General features: G+C 37.8%; 23 protein-coding genes. 18 read left to right on the top strand and 5 right to left on the bottom strand.

Translation table 11 applies throughout. The features are described 5' to 3' along the window. Nucleotides 1–125 precede the first annotated feature (125 nt). Nucleotides 126–488, top strand: a complete 363-nt coding sequence (locus FG27_RS14100; protein ID WP_037320220.1) for a CoA-binding protein — start codon at nt 126–128, stop codon at nt 486–488. On the opposite strand, the gene FG27_RS14105 is transcribed toward FG27_RS14100, so the two are convergent. Next, nucleotides 459–1,904: a sodium:solute symporter gene (locus FG27_RS14105; RefSeq protein WP_037320222.1), complete on the bottom strand. Its 1,446-nt coding sequence runs from the start codon at nt 1,902–1,904 to the stop codon at nt 459–461. The genes FG27_RS14100 and FG27_RS14105 overlap by 30 nt on opposite strands. A gap of 178 nt (nt 1,905–2,082) precedes the next feature. Between FG27_RS14105 and recR the strand changes: the two genes are divergently transcribed. Further along, complete coding sequence (recR, locus tag FG27_RS14110; RefSeq protein WP_037320223.1) at nt 2,083–2,700, top strand: recombination mediator RecR; 618 nt, start codon at nt 2,083–2,085, stop codon at nt 2,698–2,700. A gap of 340 nt (nt 2,701–3,040) precedes the next feature. Further along, nucleotides 3,041–4,381 (top strand): dihydrolipoamide acetyltransferase family protein, encoded by a 1,341-nt coding sequence (locus tag FG27_RS14115; protein WP_037320225.1) that lies wholly within the window; start codon nt 3,041–3,043, stop codon nt 4,379–4,381. 166 nt (nt 4,382–4,547) lie between these two features. Here FG27_RS14115 and FG27_RS14120 read toward each other — a convergent pair whose 3' ends face one another. After that, a complete protein-coding gene (locus tag FG27_RS14120) occupies nt 4,548–4,967 on the bottom strand; it encodes a BLUF domain-containing protein (protein WP_037320227.1) in 420 nt (139 codons plus the stop codon). 134 nt (nt 4,968–5,101) lie between these two features. Between FG27_RS14120 and FG27_RS14125 the strand changes: the two genes are divergently transcribed. From FG27_RS14125 to FG27_RS14185, 14 genes are all read left to right on the top strand, one after another. After that, complete coding sequence (locus FG27_RS14125) at nt 5,102–5,878, top strand: 3'-5' exonuclease (protein WP_037320229.1); 777 nt, start codon at nt 5,102–5,104, stop codon at nt 5,876–5,878. A 245-nt stretch (nt 5,879–6,123) separates the two neighbouring features. After that, a complete protein-coding gene (locus tag FG27_RS14130) occupies nt 6,124–6,738 on the top strand; it encodes a fumarylacetoacetate hydrolase family protein (protein ID WP_037320232.1) in 615 nt (204 codons plus the stop codon). Between the two features lie 4 nt (nt 6,739–6,742). Further along, nucleotides 6,743–7,084 carry an Hpt domain-containing protein gene (locus tag FG27_RS14135; RefSeq protein WP_037320234.1) on the top strand — a complete coding sequence of 114 codons (342 nt, stop codon included), beginning with the start codon at nt 6,743–6,745 and terminating at the stop codon, nt 7,082–7,084. Further along, nucleotides 7,081–8,349, top strand: coding sequence for a competence/damage-inducible protein A (locus FG27_RS14140; RefSeq protein WP_037320237.1), 1,269 nt, complete (start codon nt 7,081–7,083; stop codon nt 8,347–8,349). Before FG27_RS14135 ends, FG27_RS14140 begins: the two co-directional genes overlap by 4 nt. Before the next feature lie 271 nt (nt 8,350–8,620). Continuing rightward, nucleotides 8,621–8,860 carry a 50S ribosomal protein L28 gene (gene rpmB, locus FG27_RS14145; RefSeq protein WP_037320239.1) on the top strand — a complete coding sequence of 80 codons (240 nt, stop codon included), beginning with the start codon at nt 8,621–8,623 and terminating at the stop codon, nt 8,858–8,860. 25 nt (nt 8,861–8,885) lie between these two features. Next, nucleotides 8,886–9,068, top strand: coding sequence for a 50S ribosomal protein L33 (rpmG, locus tag FG27_RS14150; protein ID WP_037320242.1), 183 nt, complete (start codon nt 8,886–8,888; stop codon nt 9,066–9,068). Nucleotides 9,069–9,075: 7 nt separating this feature from the next. Then, nucleotides 9,076–9,228 (top strand): DUF4295 domain-containing protein, encoded by a 153-nt coding sequence (locus FG27_RS19000; RefSeq protein WP_081912624.1) that lies wholly within the window; start codon nt 9,076–9,078, stop codon nt 9,226–9,228. A 135-nt stretch (nt 9,229–9,363) separates the two neighbouring features. Beyond that, a complete protein-coding gene (ftsY, locus tag FG27_RS14155) occupies nt 9,364–10,317 on the top strand; it encodes a signal recognition particle-docking protein FtsY (RefSeq protein ID WP_037320244.1) in 954 nt (317 codons plus the stop codon). Nucleotides 10,318–10,406: 89 nt separating this feature from the next. Continuing rightward, the gene (locus FG27_RS14160) at nt 10,407–12,029 is read left to right on the top strand and encodes an amidase family protein (RefSeq protein WP_037320247.1); all 1,623 of its coding nucleotides are present in this window, start codon (nt 10,407–10,409) and stop codon (nt 12,027–12,029) included. Further along, complete coding sequence (locus FG27_RS14165) at nt 12,030–12,311, top strand: hypothetical protein (protein WP_156101236.1); 282 nt, start codon at nt 12,030–12,032, stop codon at nt 12,309–12,311. It abuts the gene before it with no gap. Nucleotides 12,312–12,477: 166 nt separating this feature from the next. After that, nucleotides 12,478–13,338 carry an aminotransferase class IV gene (locus FG27_RS14170; RefSeq protein WP_037322313.1) on the top strand — a complete coding sequence of 287 codons (861 nt, stop codon included), beginning with the start codon at nt 12,478–12,480 and terminating at the stop codon, nt 13,336–13,338. 157 nt (nt 13,339–13,495) lie between these two features. Then, a complete protein-coding gene (locus tag FG27_RS14175) occupies nt 13,496–13,774 on the top strand; it encodes a hypothetical protein (protein ID WP_037320250.1) in 279 nt (92 codons plus the stop codon). Further along, complete coding sequence (gene tnpB / locus FG27_RS14180) at nt 13,774–14,115, top strand: IS66 family insertion sequence element accessory protein TnpB (protein WP_081912625.1); 342 nt, start codon at nt 13,774–13,776, stop codon at nt 14,113–14,115. The genes FG27_RS14175 and tnpB overlap by 1 nt, the downstream gene beginning before the upstream one ends. A gap of 75 nt (nt 14,116–14,190) precedes the next feature. After that, nucleotides 14,191–15,741, top strand: coding sequence for an IS66 family transposase (locus FG27_RS14185; RefSeq protein ID WP_037320256.1), 1,551 nt, complete (start codon nt 14,191–14,193; stop codon nt 15,739–15,741). 45 nt (nt 15,742–15,786) lie between these two features. Here FG27_RS14185 and FG27_RS14190 read toward each other — a convergent pair whose 3' ends face one another. From FG27_RS14190 to FG27_RS14200, 3 genes are all read right to left on the bottom strand, one after another. Then, nucleotides 15,787–16,164: a hypothetical protein gene (locus FG27_RS14190; RefSeq protein WP_037320257.1), complete on the bottom strand. Its 378-nt coding sequence runs from the start codon at nt 16,162–16,164 to the stop codon at nt 15,787–15,789. 136 nt (nt 16,165–16,300) lie between these two features. Continuing rightward, entirely contained in the window at nt 16,301–16,507 is a 207-nt protein-coding gene (locus FG27_RS14195) for a hypothetical protein (RefSeq protein WP_037320259.1), read from the bottom strand. 226 nt (nt 16,508–16,733) lie between these two features. Continuing rightward, nucleotides 16,734–18,305 carry a serine hydrolase gene (locus FG27_RS14200; RefSeq protein WP_037320261.1) on the bottom strand — a complete coding sequence of 524 codons (1,572 nt, stop codon included), beginning with the start codon at nt 18,303–18,305 and terminating at the stop codon, nt 16,734–16,736. 834 nt (nt 18,306–19,139) lie between these two features. On the opposite strand from FG27_RS14200, the gene ltrA reads away from it, so the two are divergent. Then, nucleotides 19,140–20,402 (top strand): group II intron reverse transcriptase/maturase, encoded by a 1,263-nt coding sequence (ltrA, locus tag FG27_RS14205; RefSeq protein WP_037320263.1) that lies wholly within the window; start codon nt 19,140–19,142, stop codon nt 20,400–20,402. Nucleotides 20,403–20,491: the final 89 nt, after the last annotated feature.

The raw sequence follows: 20,491 nt of genomic DNA on the forward strand, positions 1-20,491 counted from the left end.
AAATACGGGCAGCTACAAATTACGGGTCTACTAACCATCACATCTATATTCCCGTAGCATAACTAAACTAAAGACTAAGCAGAAGTATTTTTGTTACACTTGTTTTGAAAGCTTAAATTTGTGATATGGAGAAGAAAACTTTAGTTCTTGGCGCCTCTTTAAAGCCTTCACGCTATTCAAATATTGCTATAAAAAGATTAGTAAGTTACAAGCAACCTACCGTGGCGCTTGGTTTACGAAAGGGAGAAGTAGATGGAGTAACAATTGGAAGCGAAAAGGTCCCTTTTTCAGATATTGATACAGTAACCCTCTACCTGGGGCCTCCGCGCCAGAAAGAATATTATGATTATATTGTTTCCTTAAATCCTGTTCGTGTTATTTTTAACCCCGGAACCGAAAATCCCGAATTTTATCAAATACTACGAAATAATAATATTGAGGTAGAAATTGCCTGCACTTTAGTGATGCTTGGTACGAATCAATATTAAACCCAAAGTGGTTATAAATCCGTTTAGGATTAGAATAAAAAATCCAAATTCAAAACCGAACCAAACCAAACTGTTAACACTAATTATATAGGAGAGGACTGGAGCCAGTACAGCAACAATCGGCACCAGTTTATCTTTAATTTTTATGTTGGTAAATAAGCCTAAAGTATACAATCCTAAAAGCGGCCCATAAGTGTATCCGGCGAATTCAAACAGTTTATTTATTACACTTTTATCTGCTATGGCATATTTAAAAATTAGCATAACCGCGATAAAGAGGATAGAAATTATAATATGAATTTGCTTTCTTATCCTCATTTGCTTGGCCTCTTCATATCTTTTTTCAATATTTAAAATATCGATACTGAAAGATGTAGTTAGCGCGGTTAAAGTTCCATCGGCACTGGAATAAGCTGCAGCGATGAGGCCCAGGATAAATAAGATACCTACCCCAATTCCCAATTCTCCACCGGTTGCAATCGCAGGAAAAAGTTGATCTTTAATAGCGTCAATTTCGCTTAGGTCGGCATATTGAGTAAGTAAAACCCCGAGGATAAGGAACATCATATTTACAACTGTAAGTACGATAGTAAAAGAAAACATATTTTTTTGTGCTTCTTTTAGGTTTCGGCAGGTAAGGTTTTTCTGCATCATATCCTGATCCAGCCCTGTCATAACTATTGCAATAAAGGCACCGCTTAAAAATTGTTTTATAAAGTGATCACTACTCTTCCAATCATCAAAGAAGAAAATTTTTGTAGACCCGCTTTCTGAAAGATAATTTATCATCCCCGCTGCCGAAATACCCAATTCATCTGAAACTACAATTAGAGTCACACCAAGCGATAATAACATAAAGAATGTCTGCAGTGTATCTGTCCAGACTACGGTTTTAATTCCGCTTCTAAAAGTGTATAACCAGATTAAAAATATTGTGGCTGAAACGGTAACATAATAAGGAACGCCGAGTTCATCAAAAAGAATAAGTTGTAAGACATTTGCAACTAGAAAAAGCCTGAAACTGGAACCAACTATCCTTGATAACAGGAAAAATGAAGCTCCGGTTTTATAAGAATACTTCCCAAATCGTGACTCCAGGTAAGCATAAATTGAGGTAAGGTTTAGCCTGTAATAGAGTGGCAATAATATAAGCCCAATTACTGCATAACCCACCGTATAACCTAAAACCACCTGGAAGTAACTAAAACTATCTGTGGCTACTGTTCCCGGTAGTGAAATAAACGTCACCCCGCTAAGGGAAGCGCCAATCATTCCAAAAGCAACGATATACCAGGGCGATTCCCGGTTAGCCCTAAAAAATTCGGCGTTACTACCGGCCTTACTTGAAAAAAATGAAACCAAAAATAATAGTCCGAAATAAGCGGCGATTAGAATTAAAATCTGGTAAGGTTGCATAGCGATGATTTTCTGAAGTGGCGAATTTACAAATTAAGCTTAAACTTTTGCCTGCTTCCTTAAAATGAACGATCAAGACCTCGTGGGGAAGATGAATGAAATAGAAAACTATTTTTTAATTGGGTCAAGCCATAGGATTTAAATCTCAATTATCGAGTAAAAATCCTAAATTCGCATTATGGATTTTTCTTCAAAACTATTGGAACAGGCTGTAGATGAAATGTCTCAACTTCCGGGTATAGGTAAACGCACCGCGTTGAGGCTGGTTTTGCATATGCTTAAGCAACCCGAGTCGCAAACCAAACAACTGGCAGATGCTCTTACTAAACTTAGAACTGAAATAAAACTTTGTAAAAATTGTTACAACATCAGCGATACAGACTTGTGCGCTATTTGTGCAAATCCCTCCCGAATTTCTGAAATTGTTTGCGTGGTAGAAGATATTCGTGATGTAATGGCTATTGAAAATACCGATCAATACCGCGGGCATTATCACGTTCTTGGCGGTAAAATAAGTCCTATGGATGGAATTGGGCCTTCCCAGCTTAGCATAAAACCGCTGATTGAAAAAGTTAAGGCCGGTCAAATTGAGGAGATTATCTTCGCTTTGAGCAGTACTTTAGAGGGAGATACCACCAATTTTTATATTTACCGACAGCTGGAAGGCACAGGGATTAAGACTTCAACCATCGCTCGTGGAATTTCAGTTGGAGACGAACTGGAATATGCCGATGAGGTTACCTTGGGAAGAAGTATTACGAATAGGGTTCCATTTGAAAGTTCGACTAAAAGTTAAAGGATGTTATTCTTTCACTTCCTGCAAGGTTTAGGCAACCTTTTAAGTCTATAATCGTTCATACCTACGAGGTTTCAAAAACCTCGCAGGATTACCGTGCAATCTGTGTATGGTAATGGTAAGGATATGACCCCAACAAACTTCCGTTAAATCAATAATATTTCTTCTGAAAAATTTAGTTTCAGCTAATGAAATTGTAATTTTACCCGAAAGCGGATTTCATTTCTAAGAGAGAAAATATATAATGAGAATTTAATTTTTTGATTTTTTAATACTTTTAAACTTGAGTTTTCATTAAATTCGCAAACATAAACCTTAAAATAAGCTTTCAATTATAGATATGGCAAAGTTTGAACTTAAGCTACCAAAAATGGGCGAAAGTGTCGCCGAAGCAACCATTACCAACTGGTTAAAAGAAGTTGGAGACACCATTGAGGCCGATGAGCCGGTCCTGGAAATCGCTACTGATAAAGTAGATAGCGAAGTCCCAAGTGAAGTAGAAGGGAAATTGATAGAAAAACTTTTTGAAGCCGATGATGTAGTCCAGGTGGGTCAAACAATAGCTATAATTGAAACTGAAGGCGATATTCCTGCTGGAAATGATGATGAGGAATTAGATCTTGATTTGGATGATAGCGAAGAGGAAGGTGAATATGCCAAAGAGGTAGCAGAAAGTGTAGAAACCGCGAAAGAAACTGCAGGTAACAAAGATTTTTCTGACGCTTCCAGGTTTTACTCTCCACTGGTAAAGAATATCGCAAAAGAAGAAGGAATAGATCTTGACGAGTTAGAAGAAGTTGAGGGTACCGGTAAAGATGGTCGGGTAACTAAGGATGATATTTTGGCCTATGTTGAAAACCGTGAGAAAGGAACTTCAGCTCCACAAGCTTCTAAAAAAGCAACTAAAGCTTCAGCAGATACCGGTAAAATGGCAGAAGCCAAAGCGAGTGCAGAAACGGTAATTCCTTCTGGTGAAGACGAGATTATCGAGATGAGCCGAATGGGTAAAATGATCTCGCATCATATGGTGCAAAGTGCCCAAACTTCAGCTCACGTGCAATCGTTTATTGAGGTAGATGTTACCAATATCTGGAATTGGAGAAACAAGCACAAAAACGATTTTCAAAAGAAAGAAGGAGAAAAACTAACGTTTACTCCAATTTTTATGGAAGCCGTGGCCAAAGCGATTCGTGATTTTCCTTTGATTAATATTTCGGTAGATGGCGATAAAATTATCAAGAAGAAAAATATAAACCTTGGGATGGCGGCAGCGCTTCCCGATGGAAATCTTATAGTGCCGGTTATTAGAAATGCCGATCAGCTTAACCTTGTTGGCCTGGCTAAAAAGGTGAATAATCTTGCAAACCGTGCCCGGCAAAATAAATTAAAGCCAGACGATATTCAGGGTGGTACTTACACCGTGACCAATGTGGGAACTTTTGGAAGTATTATGGGTACGCCTATAATAAACCAGCCGCAAGTTGCAATTCTTGCCCTTGGAGCGATTAGAAAGGTGCCGGCGGTGATTGAAACTCCAGAAGGTGATTTTATAGGAATTCGTTACAAGATGTTCTTATCGCATAGTTATGACCACAGGGTTGTAAACGGCGCGCTTGGAGGGCAATTTGTACAACGTGTAGCGCAATATCTTGAAGGGTTTGACAAAGATCGTGAGATATAATTTGAGAAATAAATTAGGCTTGGCTGAAAGCTCTTGTTTTCGTCAAGCTGAATTTATTTCAGCTTCTAATATGTGATCTAATTTCTAAGGTGTTAGATCCTGAAATGAATTCAGGATGACGGTCTTACATACTTTTAAGGAAGCGTTATTTAATACAATATTATTTTCAAAGATTTTTTACGTAATTATCTAAGAGGTTTAGTGCGGGGTGGTTTTCCAGTTTTTCTTCTTCGTTAAATAACTTTATTTGCTCCAAATCCTGATGGCCTAGAATTGAAGCAGCCTCATCATTTTGTAATTTTTTAAAGGCCATAGACCAGTCAGAAAAGGCTCTCTCTGCGTTAAAGCCAGAATCTAATTCTGTAACGCTCTGGTGACGTTGGTCTTTAGCTATCTTGCTGTAAAGGAAATCTACATTTTCTTCTTTTCCTTCAATATATTGAATAAAACTACCTTGGAAGTAGATTAGAATTCCCGTTATTGTAATCTCGCGGTTATTACGGCGTGATGTGCTTAGTAATTCTTTTAGGTCTTTATCGGAGATCACATGACTTTGCCTGCTTACATAAACCAGATATTTAAACATACCGGAGATTTTTTAATATATTCAAAGATAAAAAACCAATTTTAAATTCCCCGAATAGCCTGTGAATTTCAAAAGCGCTAAAAAAGCAAAGCCCATAAATTATAGTATCTTTACACCCTAAATCAAGCTCCTGTATGGAATTAAACTTAACCAAACCCATTTGTTTTTTTGACCTGGAAACTACAGGAACAAATGTGGCCAAAGACCGTATTGTTGAAATAGCCATCCTTAAAGTTTTTCCTAACGGAAATAAGGAAAGCAAAACCTGGCTGGTAAATCCTGAAATGCCTATTCCTAAAGAAGTAGTCGCGATCCATGGAATTTCAGACGAGAAAGTTGCTAATGAACCTACTTTTAAAGAACTTTCAGGGCAGGTACATGATATGATAAAGGGCTGTGATTTGGGAGGTTATAATTCCAATAGATTTGATATTCCTTTGTTGGTAGAAGAACTTTTGCGTGCCGGTATTGATTTTGAAATGAAAAATATGGTAGCCGTAGATGTTCAAACTATTTTTCATAAAAAAGAACAAAGAACTTTAGCCGCAGCTTACCAGTTTTACTGCGGAAAAGACCTTATAGATGCCCATAGTGCCGAAGCAGATACTACAGCTACCTACGAGGTTTTAAAATCTCAGCTAGACCGATATCAGGATCTCGAGAACGATATGAAGTACCTGGCCGATTATTCAGCACGGAATAAATTTGCCGATTTCGCAGGCTTTATTGCTTACGATAAAAAAGGGAACGAAGTCTTTGCTTTTGGAAAATATAGAGGTAAAAATGTAGAAAAGGTTTTAGAAGAAGAGCCTGGTTATTTTGGCTGGATCCAAAATGCCGATTTCCCGCTGTACACCAAAAAAGTTCTTACCGCCATTAAGCTTAGAAAGCTAAATAATAAACTGTCCTAAAAAGGAAAATGAAGCAAAGCCTTATGTAATTATTATTTTAGAGAGAAATGGCAATTTTAAAGTAGTTAAGTACATACCCGTTTTTAAAGGCGTCCTTGAAGACAAGGGGCAAAATTTCAATTCCTTTTTTAAGGATACTAATGGTTGGAAAGAAATGAATAATTTAGATAATTCCCATCAGGCTTTTAAGGGAGCGAATCTCGTACCGGCCTTTAAAATCACGCTAACCGATTAATTGCTGAAGCATGAAGATAATTTGTATAGGTAGAAATTACACCGATCATATTTCTGAGTTACAAAATGAAAAACCTGAAGACCCGGTGGTTTTTTTAAAGCCCGATACTTCTATATTACTAAAAAAACAGCCTTTCTTTATTCCAGATTTTTCAGCAGAAGTTCATTATGAAGTTGAGGTTTTAGTCAAGATCAAAAAGGTAGGCAAACATATTCAGGAGAAATTTGCCCATAAGTATTATGATGAAATTGGCCTTGGAATCGATTTTACTGCGAGAGATCTTCAGCAAAAATTAAAGGAAAAAGGTTTGCCCTGGGAAAAAGCCAAAGCATTTGATGGCGCCGCGGTAATAGGCGAAAAATGGTTGCCTAAAGATTCGGTAACTGATATAAATATGCTTAACTTTAGTTTAGAAAAGAATGGAGAAACCGTTCAAAAAGGCAATACAGAGCTAATGCTTTGGAAAATTGATGAACTGATTGCTTATGTTTCACAATTTTTCACTTTAAAAATAGGAGATATCATTTTTACCGGAACTCCGGCCGGCGTAGGTAAAGTTAATCCGAAAGATAGATTAACAGGGTTTATAGAAAACAAACAAATCTTTTCAATTCAAATAAAATAGCGATATGAGCAACTACAATTTAAGTGAAGTTAAGGAAATGGCCGGGGGCGACGAAGATTTCATGAAAATAGTGGTACAAACCTTTTTAGAAGAAATTCCACCAGATGTAGAATCTATGAACGAGGCTATTAATAACGATAACCCTGATCTTGCTTATCAATATGCCCATAAAATGAAGCCAAATTTACAATTATTTGGATTGGAACTTATGGACGAAGTAAAAGTTATAGAAGCCTGGGCAAAAGCCGGGAAAAAGAAAGACGATGTGCCACAGGCAGCCTCTAAGATCACCAAGAAAGTAAATGTTGCAAGTATAGCTCTAAAAAGGGATTTTGAACTGGAATGAAAGCAGAGATCATAACCATAGGAGATGAAATCCTTATTGGCCAAATTATAGATACCAATTCGGCGTTTATCGCTAAAGAGCTGAACAAGATTGGTATTTCGGTTAAACAAATTTCTACCGTAGAGGACGAGAAAGCTCATATTCTTGAAGCTTTATATGAAGCAAAAAGCCGTGCCGATATTATTATTATCACCGGCGGTTTGGGGCCTACTAAAGACGATATAACAAAAGATTGTTTGTGCGAATTTTTTGAGGACCGGCTGGTAAATAATGAGGAAGTTCTTAAACATATAGAATTCCTTTTTGATAAATATATAGACACCCCAATTTCCGAATTAAATAGAAAGCAGGCACTCCTACCGTCTAAAGCTTCGGCTCTAAAAAATAAATTCGGTACAGCTCCGGGTATGTGGTTTAAGAGTGAGGCTAAGGTGTATGTTTCCCTGCCGGGAGTTCCTTTTGAAATGAAAGCTTTAATTCAAGACGAAGTAATACCAAGACTTCAGCAAAGTTTTAAAAGGCCGGTTATTCTTCATAAAACCGTATTAACCTACGGGCTTGGAGAAAGCGCCATTGCCGATAAGATTGAGGACTGGGAAGATGCGTTACCACCATATATTAAGCTTGCATATTTGCCCAATTTGGGAAGAGTAAGGTTGCGCTTAACGGCAAAGGGTGATAACGAAGAGCACTTAAAGAATAGTGTGGAAAGCCTTATTAGTGAACTTCATAGTATTATTGGTGATATTATAGTTGGTTATGAAGACGATGAACCAATGGAAATACAAATTTCCAGGTTATTATTAAAAAACAAAGCCAGTATCGCCACAGCTGAAAGTTGCACCGGCGGTAGGCTTGCCAGTTTATTTGCAACCCCTCCCGGCGCTTCCAATTATTATAAAGGCAGTGTGGTGAGTTACGCAACCATTAGTAAGGAAGAAATATTAAAGATTGATAAAAAGCTAATCGAAGAACACTCGGTGGTGAGTAAAGAAGTTGCGGTTTCCATGGCTAAAAACGTTAGGGATTTGTTTGAGACAGATTATGCAATTTCTACTACGGGAAATGCCGGCCCGGCAAAAGGGGATAGCGATGCAGAAATTGGTACAGTTTATATAGGGATAGCCACTCCCACAGAAGTTTATGCCAGGAAATTTATCTTTGGAAATCACCGTGATAAAGTAATAGGTAAAGCTGTTAATAAGAGTATGGAGTTAATTAGAGAAGTACTGCTAGAACAGGTGAAACTTGCTCAAAAAGCTTAGGTCTTCAGCTTAAAAACTTTAAATTTGCTTCTTGGAACATTTGAAATTCAGAAGTTTAAATATTTGAACAGGATGAAATATTCCAAACTTTGTCAAAAAAATAAATTATAAGCTTGCCAAGAGAAGGTGAATAGTGGGTTTTTAGTCTAAAAGCAGATAAGTCGGGAAAATTTCAAAAAGCCTGAATATTTTTTTAAATTAATATTGTTTGTTAGGTGAAAAAATCGTTAATTTGCAGCCTGTTTTGAAATAACGAGAAAAGAATAGAGCAATGTCAAGAGTTTGTGAACTTACTGGTAAAAAAGCAATGGTTGGGAACAATGTTTCTCACGCTATGAACAAAACCAAACGTAGATTTAATGCCAATTTGGTAAAGAAACGTTTTTTTATTCCTGAGGAAGATAAATGGGTCACTTTAAAGGTATCTACATCTGCACTTAAAGATATTAATAAAAAAGGCATCTCTGCTGTAATTAAAGAGGCAAGAGAAAAAGGATTTTTGAAAAAATAATCCTCAAGCATAAAAACACATTACAATGGCAAAGAAAGGCAATAGGGTACAGGTTATACTAGAGTGTACAGAGCATAAAGCTACCGGAAAACCGGGAACTTCACGATACATCACTACCAAGAACAAAAAGAATACACCGGATAGATTGGAAATAAAGAAATTTAATCCAATCCTTAAGAAAATGACGGTTCATAAAGAGATAAAATAATTAAGTTATGGCTAAGAAATCAGTAGCATCGATACAAACAGGGTCTAAAAGATTGACCAAAGCAATTAAAATGGTTAAATCTCCAAAATCTGGCGCCTATACTTTTGTTGAACAAATTATGGCTCCTGAAGACGTGAACGATTTTTTAAAGAAAAATTAGTTCTAAGAACTTCTTGAAAACATTTACAAAGCCGTCTGGATAACCTCTGGACGGCTTTTTGTTTTTATGTATATTTACAACTGAAAATTTCGGAAAAACATTTCCGGAATTTGTTGATTTTAAACCTTCCAAAAAATGAGTTTATTTAAAAAGATATTTTCTAAAGACAAAAAGGAAAATCTGGATAAAGGTCTGGAAAAGACTAAATCCAGTTTTATGTCTAAAATGAGTAAGGCTGTTGCCGGTAAATCTAAAGTAGATGAAGAAGTTTTAGATGATCTTGAAGATGTATTGATAAGCAGTGACCTTGGTGTAGCTACTACCATAAAAGTTATAAATCGAATTGAAGAACGCGTTGCCCGGGATAAATATTTGGGAACTGAAGAGCTTAACAAAATTCTTCGCGAAGAAATTGCCGGTCTCCTCTCTGAAACTGAATCTGGAGAAGCTGCAAATATCCAGATTCCAGATGTAAAACCTTATGTAATTATGGTGGTGGGTGTAAATGGTGTGGGTAAAACTACCACTATAGGGAAACTCGCACATCAGTTTAAAAGCGCTGGTAAAAAAGTGGTTCTGGGAGCTGCAGATACTTTTCGAGCTGCAGCTATAGATCAACTACAGATCTGGGCCGATAGAACTGAAGTGCCAATAATAAAACAAAGTATGGGTAGTGATCCAGCTTCGGTAGCTTTCGATACCGTTCAAAGTGCTGTAAAACAAAACGCCGATGTTGTACTAATTGATACCGCGGGTAGATTGCATAATAAAGTGAATTTGATGAACGAGCTAACGAAAGTAAAACGCGTGATGCAAAAGGTAATTCCTGGCGCCCCCCACGAAGTTTTGCTGGTTTTAGATGGATCTACCGGGCAAAATGCTTTTGAGCAGGCTAAACAATTTACAGCAGCAACAGAGGTGACTTCGCTGGCGGTAACAAAATTAGACGGTACTGCAAAAGGTGGAGTGGTTATTGGCATTAGCGATCAATTTCAAATTCCAGTAAAATATATTGGCGTAGGTGAAGGCGTAGAAGATCTACAGGTTTTCAATAAATATGAATTTGTAGATTCTTTCTTTAAGCAATAACCGGCATGGTAGCGGAAGCAAATAATTGGCAATGAATTAGGTGTTAAATATTCTCGGCTAATTTATTTCCAATATTAAATTTATTATAAATGAAAAAACTCTTACTCCTTCTTTTGCTTCCCGCTTTAATCTCCTGCGGAAACGATAAAAATTCTGAAGATAAAACTGAAAACCAAACAAATACAGATTCGCTTGAGACCGAAAAAGAAAATGAATTTAAAGTTTTAGATTCAAAGAATATTGAATTGGATTCTGTTTGGGCGCCTTTTAAAAATGATCTTGCCAAATTTTCTAAGGAAAAATACGAGGAATTAAAGCCGCTTATTTTCGATAAAAATATTCCTGATATTCAATCGGCTATAAAGGATGGAAAACTTTCTTACGAAGAACTATCGCTGTTCTATTTATACCGAATAAAGAAGTTTGACCGTGAAAATGAATTCTCCTTAAATTCAGTGATTTCTTTAAATCCTAATTTGATTGGAGAAGCGCGCCAAAAAGATGATCAATTGAAAAATGCAGAAGTTAATCATCCAATCTCGGGAATTCCTGTTTTGCTTAAAGATAATATCAATACCCGGAATATGGCGACTACCGCAGGGGCATTGGCTTTGGAAAACAACCAAACCGAAGATGCGTTTATCGTTCAAAAATTGAAAGAAAATGGGGCCCTTATTTTAGGAAAAGCGAATTTAAGCGAATGGGCCTATTTCTTCTGTGGGAAATGCCCAAGTGGGTATTCAGCGGTTGGCGGACAAACCTTAAATCCTTATGGTAGAAAGACTTTTGATACGGGCGGTTCAAGTTCGGGTAGTGCGGTTGCCGTGGCTGCTAATTTAGCACCGGTAGCAGTAGGTTCAGAAACTTCAGGCTCTATTCTTTCACCTTCCAGCCAGAATTCTGTGGTGGGACTAAAACCAACTGTAGGAAATTTAAGTCGGGGTGGGATCGTTCCTATTTCCAGTCATTTAGACACGCCCGGGCCAATCACAAAATCGGTTATAGATAATGTGATCTTATATTCAGCTATGGCTGGCTTAGATACCGAAGATGCTGCTTCTGTTGAAATTAAAAATATTAATTATAACCTGGAAAGTGTAAAGCTTGAAGGGAAGCGTTTCGGTGCTTTCAAGCAATTAATGGAAGATTCAATTTATAATCGTGCAATAAGCGATCTTAAAAATGCCGGGGCAGAGGTAATAGAATTTGAAGCTGAAGAGATTGAATTAAATAACTTTTTACGCTTATTAAGTCTTGATATGAAAAATGACCTGCCGAAATATTTAGAGAATTATGGAGGTGAAACCGGGTTTTCTTCAGTAGATGATATTGTAAAATATAATATTCAGGATTCTACGGTAAGAATGCCTTATGGCCAGAGTTTATTTGAGGGGATTGTTCAGGAAACTACTGATACTACAGATTTGGATAGTATAAAACAGGATTTAAGCGAAAAAGGAAAGCGGTATTTTGACTCACCTATGGGAGAATTTGATCTTGATGGAATTCTTTCCATAAATAATTATCACGCAGGTTTTGCAGCTGCAGCGCATTATCCGGCGATTACCGTACCAATGGGATATGATGAAGCAGGTGCGCCAAAAGGACTTACTTTTTTCGCAAAAACGGGCGAGGAAGATAAACTTTATCAATGGGCCTTAGCCTTTGAACAAGCTAGTAAGCGAAGAAAATCTCCGGAAAACTACGAATAAATGCAGAATCGAAATTTAAAAGCGCTCATTTGTAAAATTATATTGTTTTATAGCATTTTTTATGGAGCGATGAAAATCATTGCAGTTTTATTTCAGGATGCCTGGCCATTACCCAATCTTATACTTGCGATTCCTTTTGTAATCTTCGCAATTATTGGTGGATTTATGTTAAAACACGATTCTTATTCCTGGGTCTATGTAGCCGCCGGGGTAATTATAATTAGCATCGTGCGTTATTATGAAATACAGTGGATGCAGCAACTACACGAATATTTTAGTTAATGATGTCAGTTTTTACTCATAAGATAAAAATCATTAATAAATCGTCATGCTGAATTTATTTCAGCATCTAACATTGTAGTACGATACACTCAGCTTAGATCCTGAAACAAGTTTAGGATGACAACCATTTTAAATTATGACTTTTACGGAGAACAAATCTATTATTATGAAACCTGAAAAAAAGTATCCTTCGGAAGTTTATTTAAACGGAAAGTGGCTAAAACACGACGAAGCTTTTGTTTCGGTTTTTGATCGCGCATTTATGTTTGGCGATGGTGTTTATGAAGTAACTCCGTTTTATAAAGGCAAAGCTTTTAAGCAGAAGGAGCACCTGAAACGCCTTCAATATTCCCTGGATCAAATACAGGTAGCTTTTGATGCATTTTCGTTAGAAAATGTGATGTATGAAGCTCTAGACCGGCTTAATCTACATGAAACAGATGCTGCGGTTTATATTCAGGTGAGTAGGGGTACTGCTGCTAGAAGTCATTTTGTTCCCGAAAAGATTGAAACCAGTATTTTATTATATGCTTTTCCCGTGACCCTGGAAGGTTTTGAAAAAAAGACCTGGGAAGTTATGGCTACTGAAGATAAACGCTGGCATCGTTGCGATATTAAATCGACAGCACTACTGGCGAATGTGATGGCCAATGAAGAAGCTATTGCGGCGGGTTTCGCTGAAAACCTACTGGTACGCAAAGGATATTTTACTGAAGGTTCACACTCCAGCCTTTTCTTTGTAAAATACGGTGTACTGCATACGCATCCAGAAGGTCACAAGATCCTTTCAGGAATTACTCGTACAGAAGTAATTAATATTTGTGCCGACTTGAATATAAAAGTGGTTGAAAAGGCAGTGCATATTGATGAACTGGTAGAAGTAGATGAAATTTTTGTCACGGGCACCACTACGCAAATAATTCCTATAAGCTCCATTACCCATAAAGATAAAAAGGTTTATACCGCCAGAAAAGACAGCATTACCAGGAAATTACAAAAGGTTTTTATTGAAAGGACTAGAGGATAGATTTTATAATTTTACTCAAAAGCGTAGAATCTGGTTTCAGTAATATAATCTGGTCTTTTTACAGTAAAAATTAAATCATCTGTATCCACCCCACCAACTGCATCTTGATTAGCTGACGTTCTACCGATAGCTTTGCTGCTCTAAAATAATATTTATTATGAGCAAACAGGAAGAAATGTACACTTTAGTTAATGAATATCGTAATAGCGGCCTTTCTGCAAAAGCCTTTAGCCAAGAAAAAGGAATCAGTCCATCCACCTTTTTCTACTGGATCCGCAAGAAGAAAGATGAAGAGCAGCCCGGAGGGTTTGTAGAAGTAACCAGGGGATTAAATTCGTCATCGGGTGAGCTGGAACTTATTTATCCCAACGGGGTCAAACTTCAAATGAATGCTGCGGACCTGGGATTAATTGCCCGGTTAGTTAAGCTGTATTAATGTTCTCCTTAGGTTCCTCCCATAATTATCACTTTTATCGTAAGCCATGCGATATGCGAAAAAGTTTTAATGGTCTGAGCGGACTGGTAAAAAATGAGCTGGGCCGGGAGCCTACCAGCGGTGATGTGTTCGTTTTTCTTAACCGGAATCGCACCCATCTCAAGCTGCTCCACTGGGAGCGGGGCGGCTTTGTTTTATACTACAAACGCCTGGAGCGGGGAAGCTTCACTCCGCCTGTAATTAAAGAAGATCAGACCAGTTTTACCTGGCCGCAATTGGTACTGATGATAGCGGGTATTACGGTTAAAAAAAGTGTTCAGAAACTGCGCTATTCTCACTAGAAAATAATGGTATTTTATCAGTAAAAACAGGGGGTCACGGTAGGTTTAATAGGTCGGTTTTTGTATCTTTAACCCATGCAAGAACCCTTAGAAAACCTTACCAAAGATCAGCTTTTGGCCCTCCTGAAAAAGGAGACGAAAAAGAGGGAAAAAGCTGAAAAAAGTGTTTCTAAAAGGGAACAAGAAGTTGAAAAAGCACAGCATAAGATTGCTGACCTGAAATTCCAGGTGGAGTATTACAAACGCCTGGCCTTTGGCCAAAAAAGAGAACGCTTCGAAGGGGATAAAAACCAGATGAGCCTTCCCTTTGAAATGGAACCCCAAAAGGCAGCAGCACAAGAATCCGAATTAAAAGAAAAGCTCAGTGACCAAGCTCGCAAAAAAACTTCCAACCACAAAGGAAGAATGGCCCTTCCGGAGCATCTTGAGGTAAAAGAGATCGAGATCTATCCTGAGGGAGATCTTACCGATATGGTTTGTATTGGAAAGGAAGTGACCGATGAACTGGAATATGAGCCTGCTACATACTATATCAAACGCTACATCCGCTATAAGTATGCTCCAAAAAATAAAGAAGGAGTGATCATCGGGGAACTTCCCGAGCGGGTGATTGAAAAAGGAATCCCGGGAGCCGGACTCCTGGCTTCGATCTTAGTCGATAAGTACCAGGATCACCTTCCGCTTTACCGGCAGCTTCAACGCTTCAAAAGAGCAGAGATCCCTATAGCATCTTCCACCCTGGAAGGCTGGACCAGGCAAAGCCTTAAAATCATCGATATCCTTTATCAGCACCTGCTGGAGGATATTTGCTCCAAAGGGTATTTGCAAAGTGATGAAAGCCCCATAAAGGTGATGGATCCTGCTAAAAAAGGAAAAACACATCAAGGCTATTATTGGGTACACCATTGTCCTATAGATGGTACCGTACTCTTTGATTATCAGCCCGGGCGTAGCCGTGAGGCTGCCGATCATGTATTGGCCGGGTTTAAAGGCTACCTTCAAAGTGATGGCTATGCCGCTTATGATAAAATCGGCAAGCGTGAAGGGGTTACCCACCTGAACTGCTGGGCCCACGCCAGAAGAGAATTTGATAAGGCAAAGGATAATGACAGGGAGCGTGCTGAAAAAGCCCTGGGCTTTATCCAGAAACTCTACGTGGTGGAAGCCCAGGCACGAGAGCAAAACTTAAGCCCGGAGCAGCGTAAATCCCTGCGCCTGGAAAAAGCACTGCCTGTTATCAATGAATTTGGAAAATGGATGTTCGATCAGATGAAACATCAACTGATCCTTCCCAGGAGTCCTATCGGAAAGGCCTTCAAGTATTCTATGCATCGTTGGGATCAGCTCAGCGCCTATCTTTATGATGGTATTCTGGAGATCGATAATAATTTAGTGGAAAATGCCATCAGGCCATTGGCCCTGGGTAGAAAAAATTATCTGTTTGCGGGTTCTCATTCAGCAGCAGAAAGAGCCGCAGGAATCTATTCCTTCTTTGCCATTTGCAAAAAACATGAGGTGAATCCATATGAGTGGCTTAAATATACCCTGGAGAATATCATGTCCATAAACCATAAAGACATCCGAAATCTCTACCCACAGAACTACAAGAAATTACAGCAAGTTTAGATCAAGCTTACCAGAAGGTAGCCAGGTAAATAAAATTATGCTAAATTAGAAGATGCGGTTGGTGGGCCGCATACAATCATCTTCCGATAAGGTTTCTATTTGAAAATTATTTTGGGAATGTATAAAAGTACCATCAGTGTAGAATGTATATCCAATTCTTGATTTCATAACGCCATCCCCAAAACCTTCACCAAGATATTGCGTGCGGGTGTATTCGATACTGTCTTCCATAATCTTCCAAACCAGATCATATTGATTCGAAGAAATTTCATTTCCATCACAGTCTATATTATAAATACCCTCTAATTTCCAGTTTCCTTTAAGTTGATCTTTATTGAACTCATCTGTATCCTTAGAACAGCCTAAACTTGCTAAAATAAATGTAAAAACAATTAAGGAGTATTTTTGGTTTAAAGAAGGCATAAGATGAAGTTTTTGAGTACAGGGTTTAAAAGTTATGAATGAAGCTTTGTTAGCTTAAAAATTTTCTTTCATTGTTTCTAAAATAGCATTTTTTCGATAGAACCCGTTTTTTGCGATGAGCCATTGTTGGTAGTAGTTATTTTTTGTCTTTTCTAATATCATTAATTCCTTTTACAAAAATTCCAGCACTAGCTAAAGCTCCGGATATTCCCATAATTTTATTTCCGTTTAGCGTTAGAAATATTCCTGCGATGAATCCAATTATTCCAATAATCGTTATAAAAATTTTCATTTTTTCTTTTTTCTCCTTCTTAATTATTTTTGTCTGTTCAATATCTCTCAAACATTTCAATTGCGGCTTTCAAGTACTATACTGTTTCGAAATAATTACTGCCAAAGGTCTTGGTTAACGAAAGTGGCGCGGAGTAGGGATGCGAACTTTTCGTTTTTGTTGATTTTTACTTGATCTCTACAATAACACTTTTCACCAGAATGCCCGCTATTTGCTGTTAAACGATCTTGCACAATGTTGCGATTACCTAAGAATATGTTGAATTTTTACGTATAGTTTAATTACTATTTACCCTTATTAAATCTAAATCATGGAAATCAAAACTAAAGTCAATGTTAGGAGATATTCCTTTCATTTTTATTCTCTGCGCTTTCCCTTCTTCATCTAAAGAAAACATTGCAAAAGCATCAGCATTCATATCTTGATATTCCCATTTAACCGCAAAGGTATTCGCATTATAAAAATACATTTCTCCATTTAGTTTTGGTGATTTATAGGACTTCATCCATAATTTATCCCCATTCATAAATACTTCAACTCTACCAAACCAAGGGTCTTTATAAACACCTATATAATTTTCAACTTTTATATGTGAATTATCAACGCTTTCAATAACTTCCCATACTTTTTCAGATACAATGTCTCCTTCCTCTTTATTTTTTTTGAAATACTCTGCATATTTATCAATCCAACCAAAGTCATCCAATCCCAAATAACTATCAACAATTGTATTTGAAACTGCTCCAAATATTCCAGTACCATCATCACTTGTATTCGTCAAAATAACAACTCCCAAGTTAATATCTGGAATCAATATAGTTTTTGATAACATTCCAGGTAGTCCACCAGTATGTGAAACGCTCATATTTCCATTCATATCTGAAAGATCCCACCCTAAGCCATATCCAGCAAAATGGGAGTTATAACGAGGATCTCTATCAACATCGGTTACTGTATGTATCTTCCACATTTCCCATTGGGCTTCTTGAGAGAATAGTTGTTTATTTAAACTATCACCATACTTTCCGTTATTTAAATGCATTATCATCCAATGAGAAAGATCATCAACATTTGAATAAATACCTCCTGCAGCACCGTTTATCTGTTTTTGAAAATTGGGTAGAACTTTTAGGGTTCCAGAATTTGAATCATGTGGTTTTGCCAAGTTACTTTTATCTTTAATTCTGTTTATGGAGGCATATGAATTATTCATATTTAGAGGTTGGAAAATTCGATTTGTAATAAAGTCTTCCCAGGGCATTCCCGAAACTCGTTCAATAACTTCACCGGCAACTATATATAATAAGTTATCGTAATCAAATTTTGTTCTAAAAGCAGATACAGGTTTAAAATACTGAAAACTGGACAACAAATCATCTATTGTAAAATCTGAACCGTCTGGGAAAAACATAAGGTCTCCAACCCCTAAACCTAAACCACTGCGGTGAGTTAATAGATCTTGAATATTAAAGTTTTCTGTTACATAGGGATTGTACATTTTAAACTCTGGAATATAATCTTTAACCTTATCATCCCATTCTAATTTTTCATCCTCAACTAAAATAGCTAAAGCGGCAGTTGTAAATGCCTTGCTGTTAGAAGCAATCGCAAAATTTGTAAGCTTATCTACGGGTTTATTTGTATTTGCAGATTTAACTCCAAAACCTTTGCTATATACCACTTCTCCATCTTTCACAATTGAAATAGCGCACCCAGCAACATTGAATTTATTCATAGCATGCTCCATGATAGAATCAACTTGTTGGGAGGAGTACTGAGCAAGACAAATATTAGTAAAGAAAAAAGTGAAAAGAATGGGTGTAAATATGTTAAGGAATATTTTTTTCATGAATGGTTGATTTTAATTTACATCTAACTAATTTTAAATTTTTTGGTTTCCACACTTTTCATTTATTAATTATGTTCAATAAAGTTAGAGTTGGGTAGTTTATTTGTATTCCAAAATCTTGAAAAAATCAGCGCATTAGATGTGAAAAAGTAATTTTCATCATTTAAAACTTCAAATATGTTCTTGTTTTTTTTCTGAACAATCTTTTGCAACGGTTTTGTATATTCGTCAGTTGTGGTAATGAAGATACGGATTTGTCCGATTTAGTATTTTGTTTATTAATTTCTATAAACCTTCTTTTAGTTCAATGGCTACAATTGCGAATATGCGTTGTGTGTGCCCAGCATGGGCATCTTTTCTTTCACCGAAAGGTAAAAGATTAATCTAAAGGGTGCAAGTCCCTTATGGGCGGGGGTGACGCCTTGAACCATTAGTAAGCCGCAAGGTTGCCAACTGCGAAGTTGGGACTGAAGGAAGCGGGACTACAAACCCTGGTACTGACGAACAGGAACCGGATATGAGGCTACAAGGTTGGATGAGCAAGCACATCATTGTGATGTCCTAAACATTTCTTTCGAAATGAATACCGAAATAGTAGATCCGGCAGGAATCAGGGGAAAGAAGATGTTCTTACCTGGGGAGATCTCCATAGCCACGGAATGGCTTGATGGAGAAGTCAGCCGAAGTCATAGTAGCCGGCCACCTGATAAGCCGGTGAAGGACTGAACGATAATGGTCTTTAATGAACCTTGGAGTTATTTTATGTTACGGGATAGCCTTCCGGTAAAATAATAGCCTTCGATCAAGCGAGACAACAAATTTGTTTTAGTATTAATGATTAAAGAATTAACAAGTAAAAAGAACCTAAACCAAGCCTTCCGTCAGGTGTACCGAAACAAAGGGGCAGCAGGTATAGATAACGTTCAAATAACAGGACTCCAATCTATTCTAAAAGCTCACGGTAAACAATACGCCCGGCAGATAGAACGAGGGGAATATCAGGTGTCTTCAGTACTGGGGGTTGAAATACCAAAAAGCAACGGGAAGAAACGTTTACTCGGTATTCCCACGGTTGTCGACAGGGTATTTCAGCAAGCATTACATCAGGTTTTGCAACCAGTATTTGAGCCAGACTTCCAAAAGTACAGTTATGGGTTCAGACCAAACCGCAATGCCCATCAGGCCGTTGCACAGAGCCTTGAAAATATCAATTCTGGCTACCAAAACATCGTCGATATTGATTTAAAGAGCTTCTTTGATGAAGTGGCCCACGATGTCCTGTTAGACTTGATATTCAAAAAGGTAAAATGCCGGGCTACTTTAAAGTTATTGCGGTCATTTTTGAGAGCTCCGATACAAATTAACGGCAAGTTGCATAAACGCAGGAAAGGAGTCCCACAAGGTTCTCCCTTAAGTCCTTTGCTCTCCAATATTCTGCTCAATGAGCTGGATAAAGAACTGGAAAGGCGTGGACATCGCTACGTGAGATATGCCGATGATTTTAGTATTTACGTTCGAAGTAAACCCGCTGCGAAACGCGTAGGTAATAGTATCTACAAATTTCTGCGGGATAAACTCCAGCTTCCAATCAATAGGAAGAAAAGCGGAATACGTAAGCCTTTAACCTTTCAGGTACTGGGATTTGGTTTTGTGCCAACCTACAAGAAAGGAGAAAAGGCAAAGTATCAACTTGTGGCAGAAGCGTCAAAATGGGATACATTTAAGGCTAAACTTAAATATATTACCAAAAAGACCACTCCTGCAAGCTTTGAAGAACGTATCCACAGAATCAATTTATTGCTAAGGGGCTGGATAAACTACTTCAAACCGGCATCCATTCTAGGAAAGCTTAAAAAGCTGGAAGAATGGTTAAGGAATCGTTTACGATATTGCATTTGGCATCACTGGAAAAAGCCCGAACGAAAACGGAAAAACCTTATTCGGTTGGGAATTAATCCAGACCAGGCTTATGCCTGGAGTCGTACCCGAATGGGCGGCTGGGCAGTGGCTCAAAGTCCCATTCTGCGTACCACCATCACCGTAAAACGCTTAAAAATGAAAGGTTATGTTAGTCTAATCGAATACTACAATAGATGAGTTTCATTGTTGAACCGCCGTATGCGAGACCCGCACGTACGGTGGTGTGAGGGGTGCACTCCGTCATTTGATGACGGAGCCATCCACTC

This window comes from Salegentibacter sp. Hel_I_6, assembly GCF_000745315.1.
GTDB lineage: Bacteria > Bacteroidota > Bacteroidia > Flavobacteriales > Flavobacteriaceae > Salegentibacter.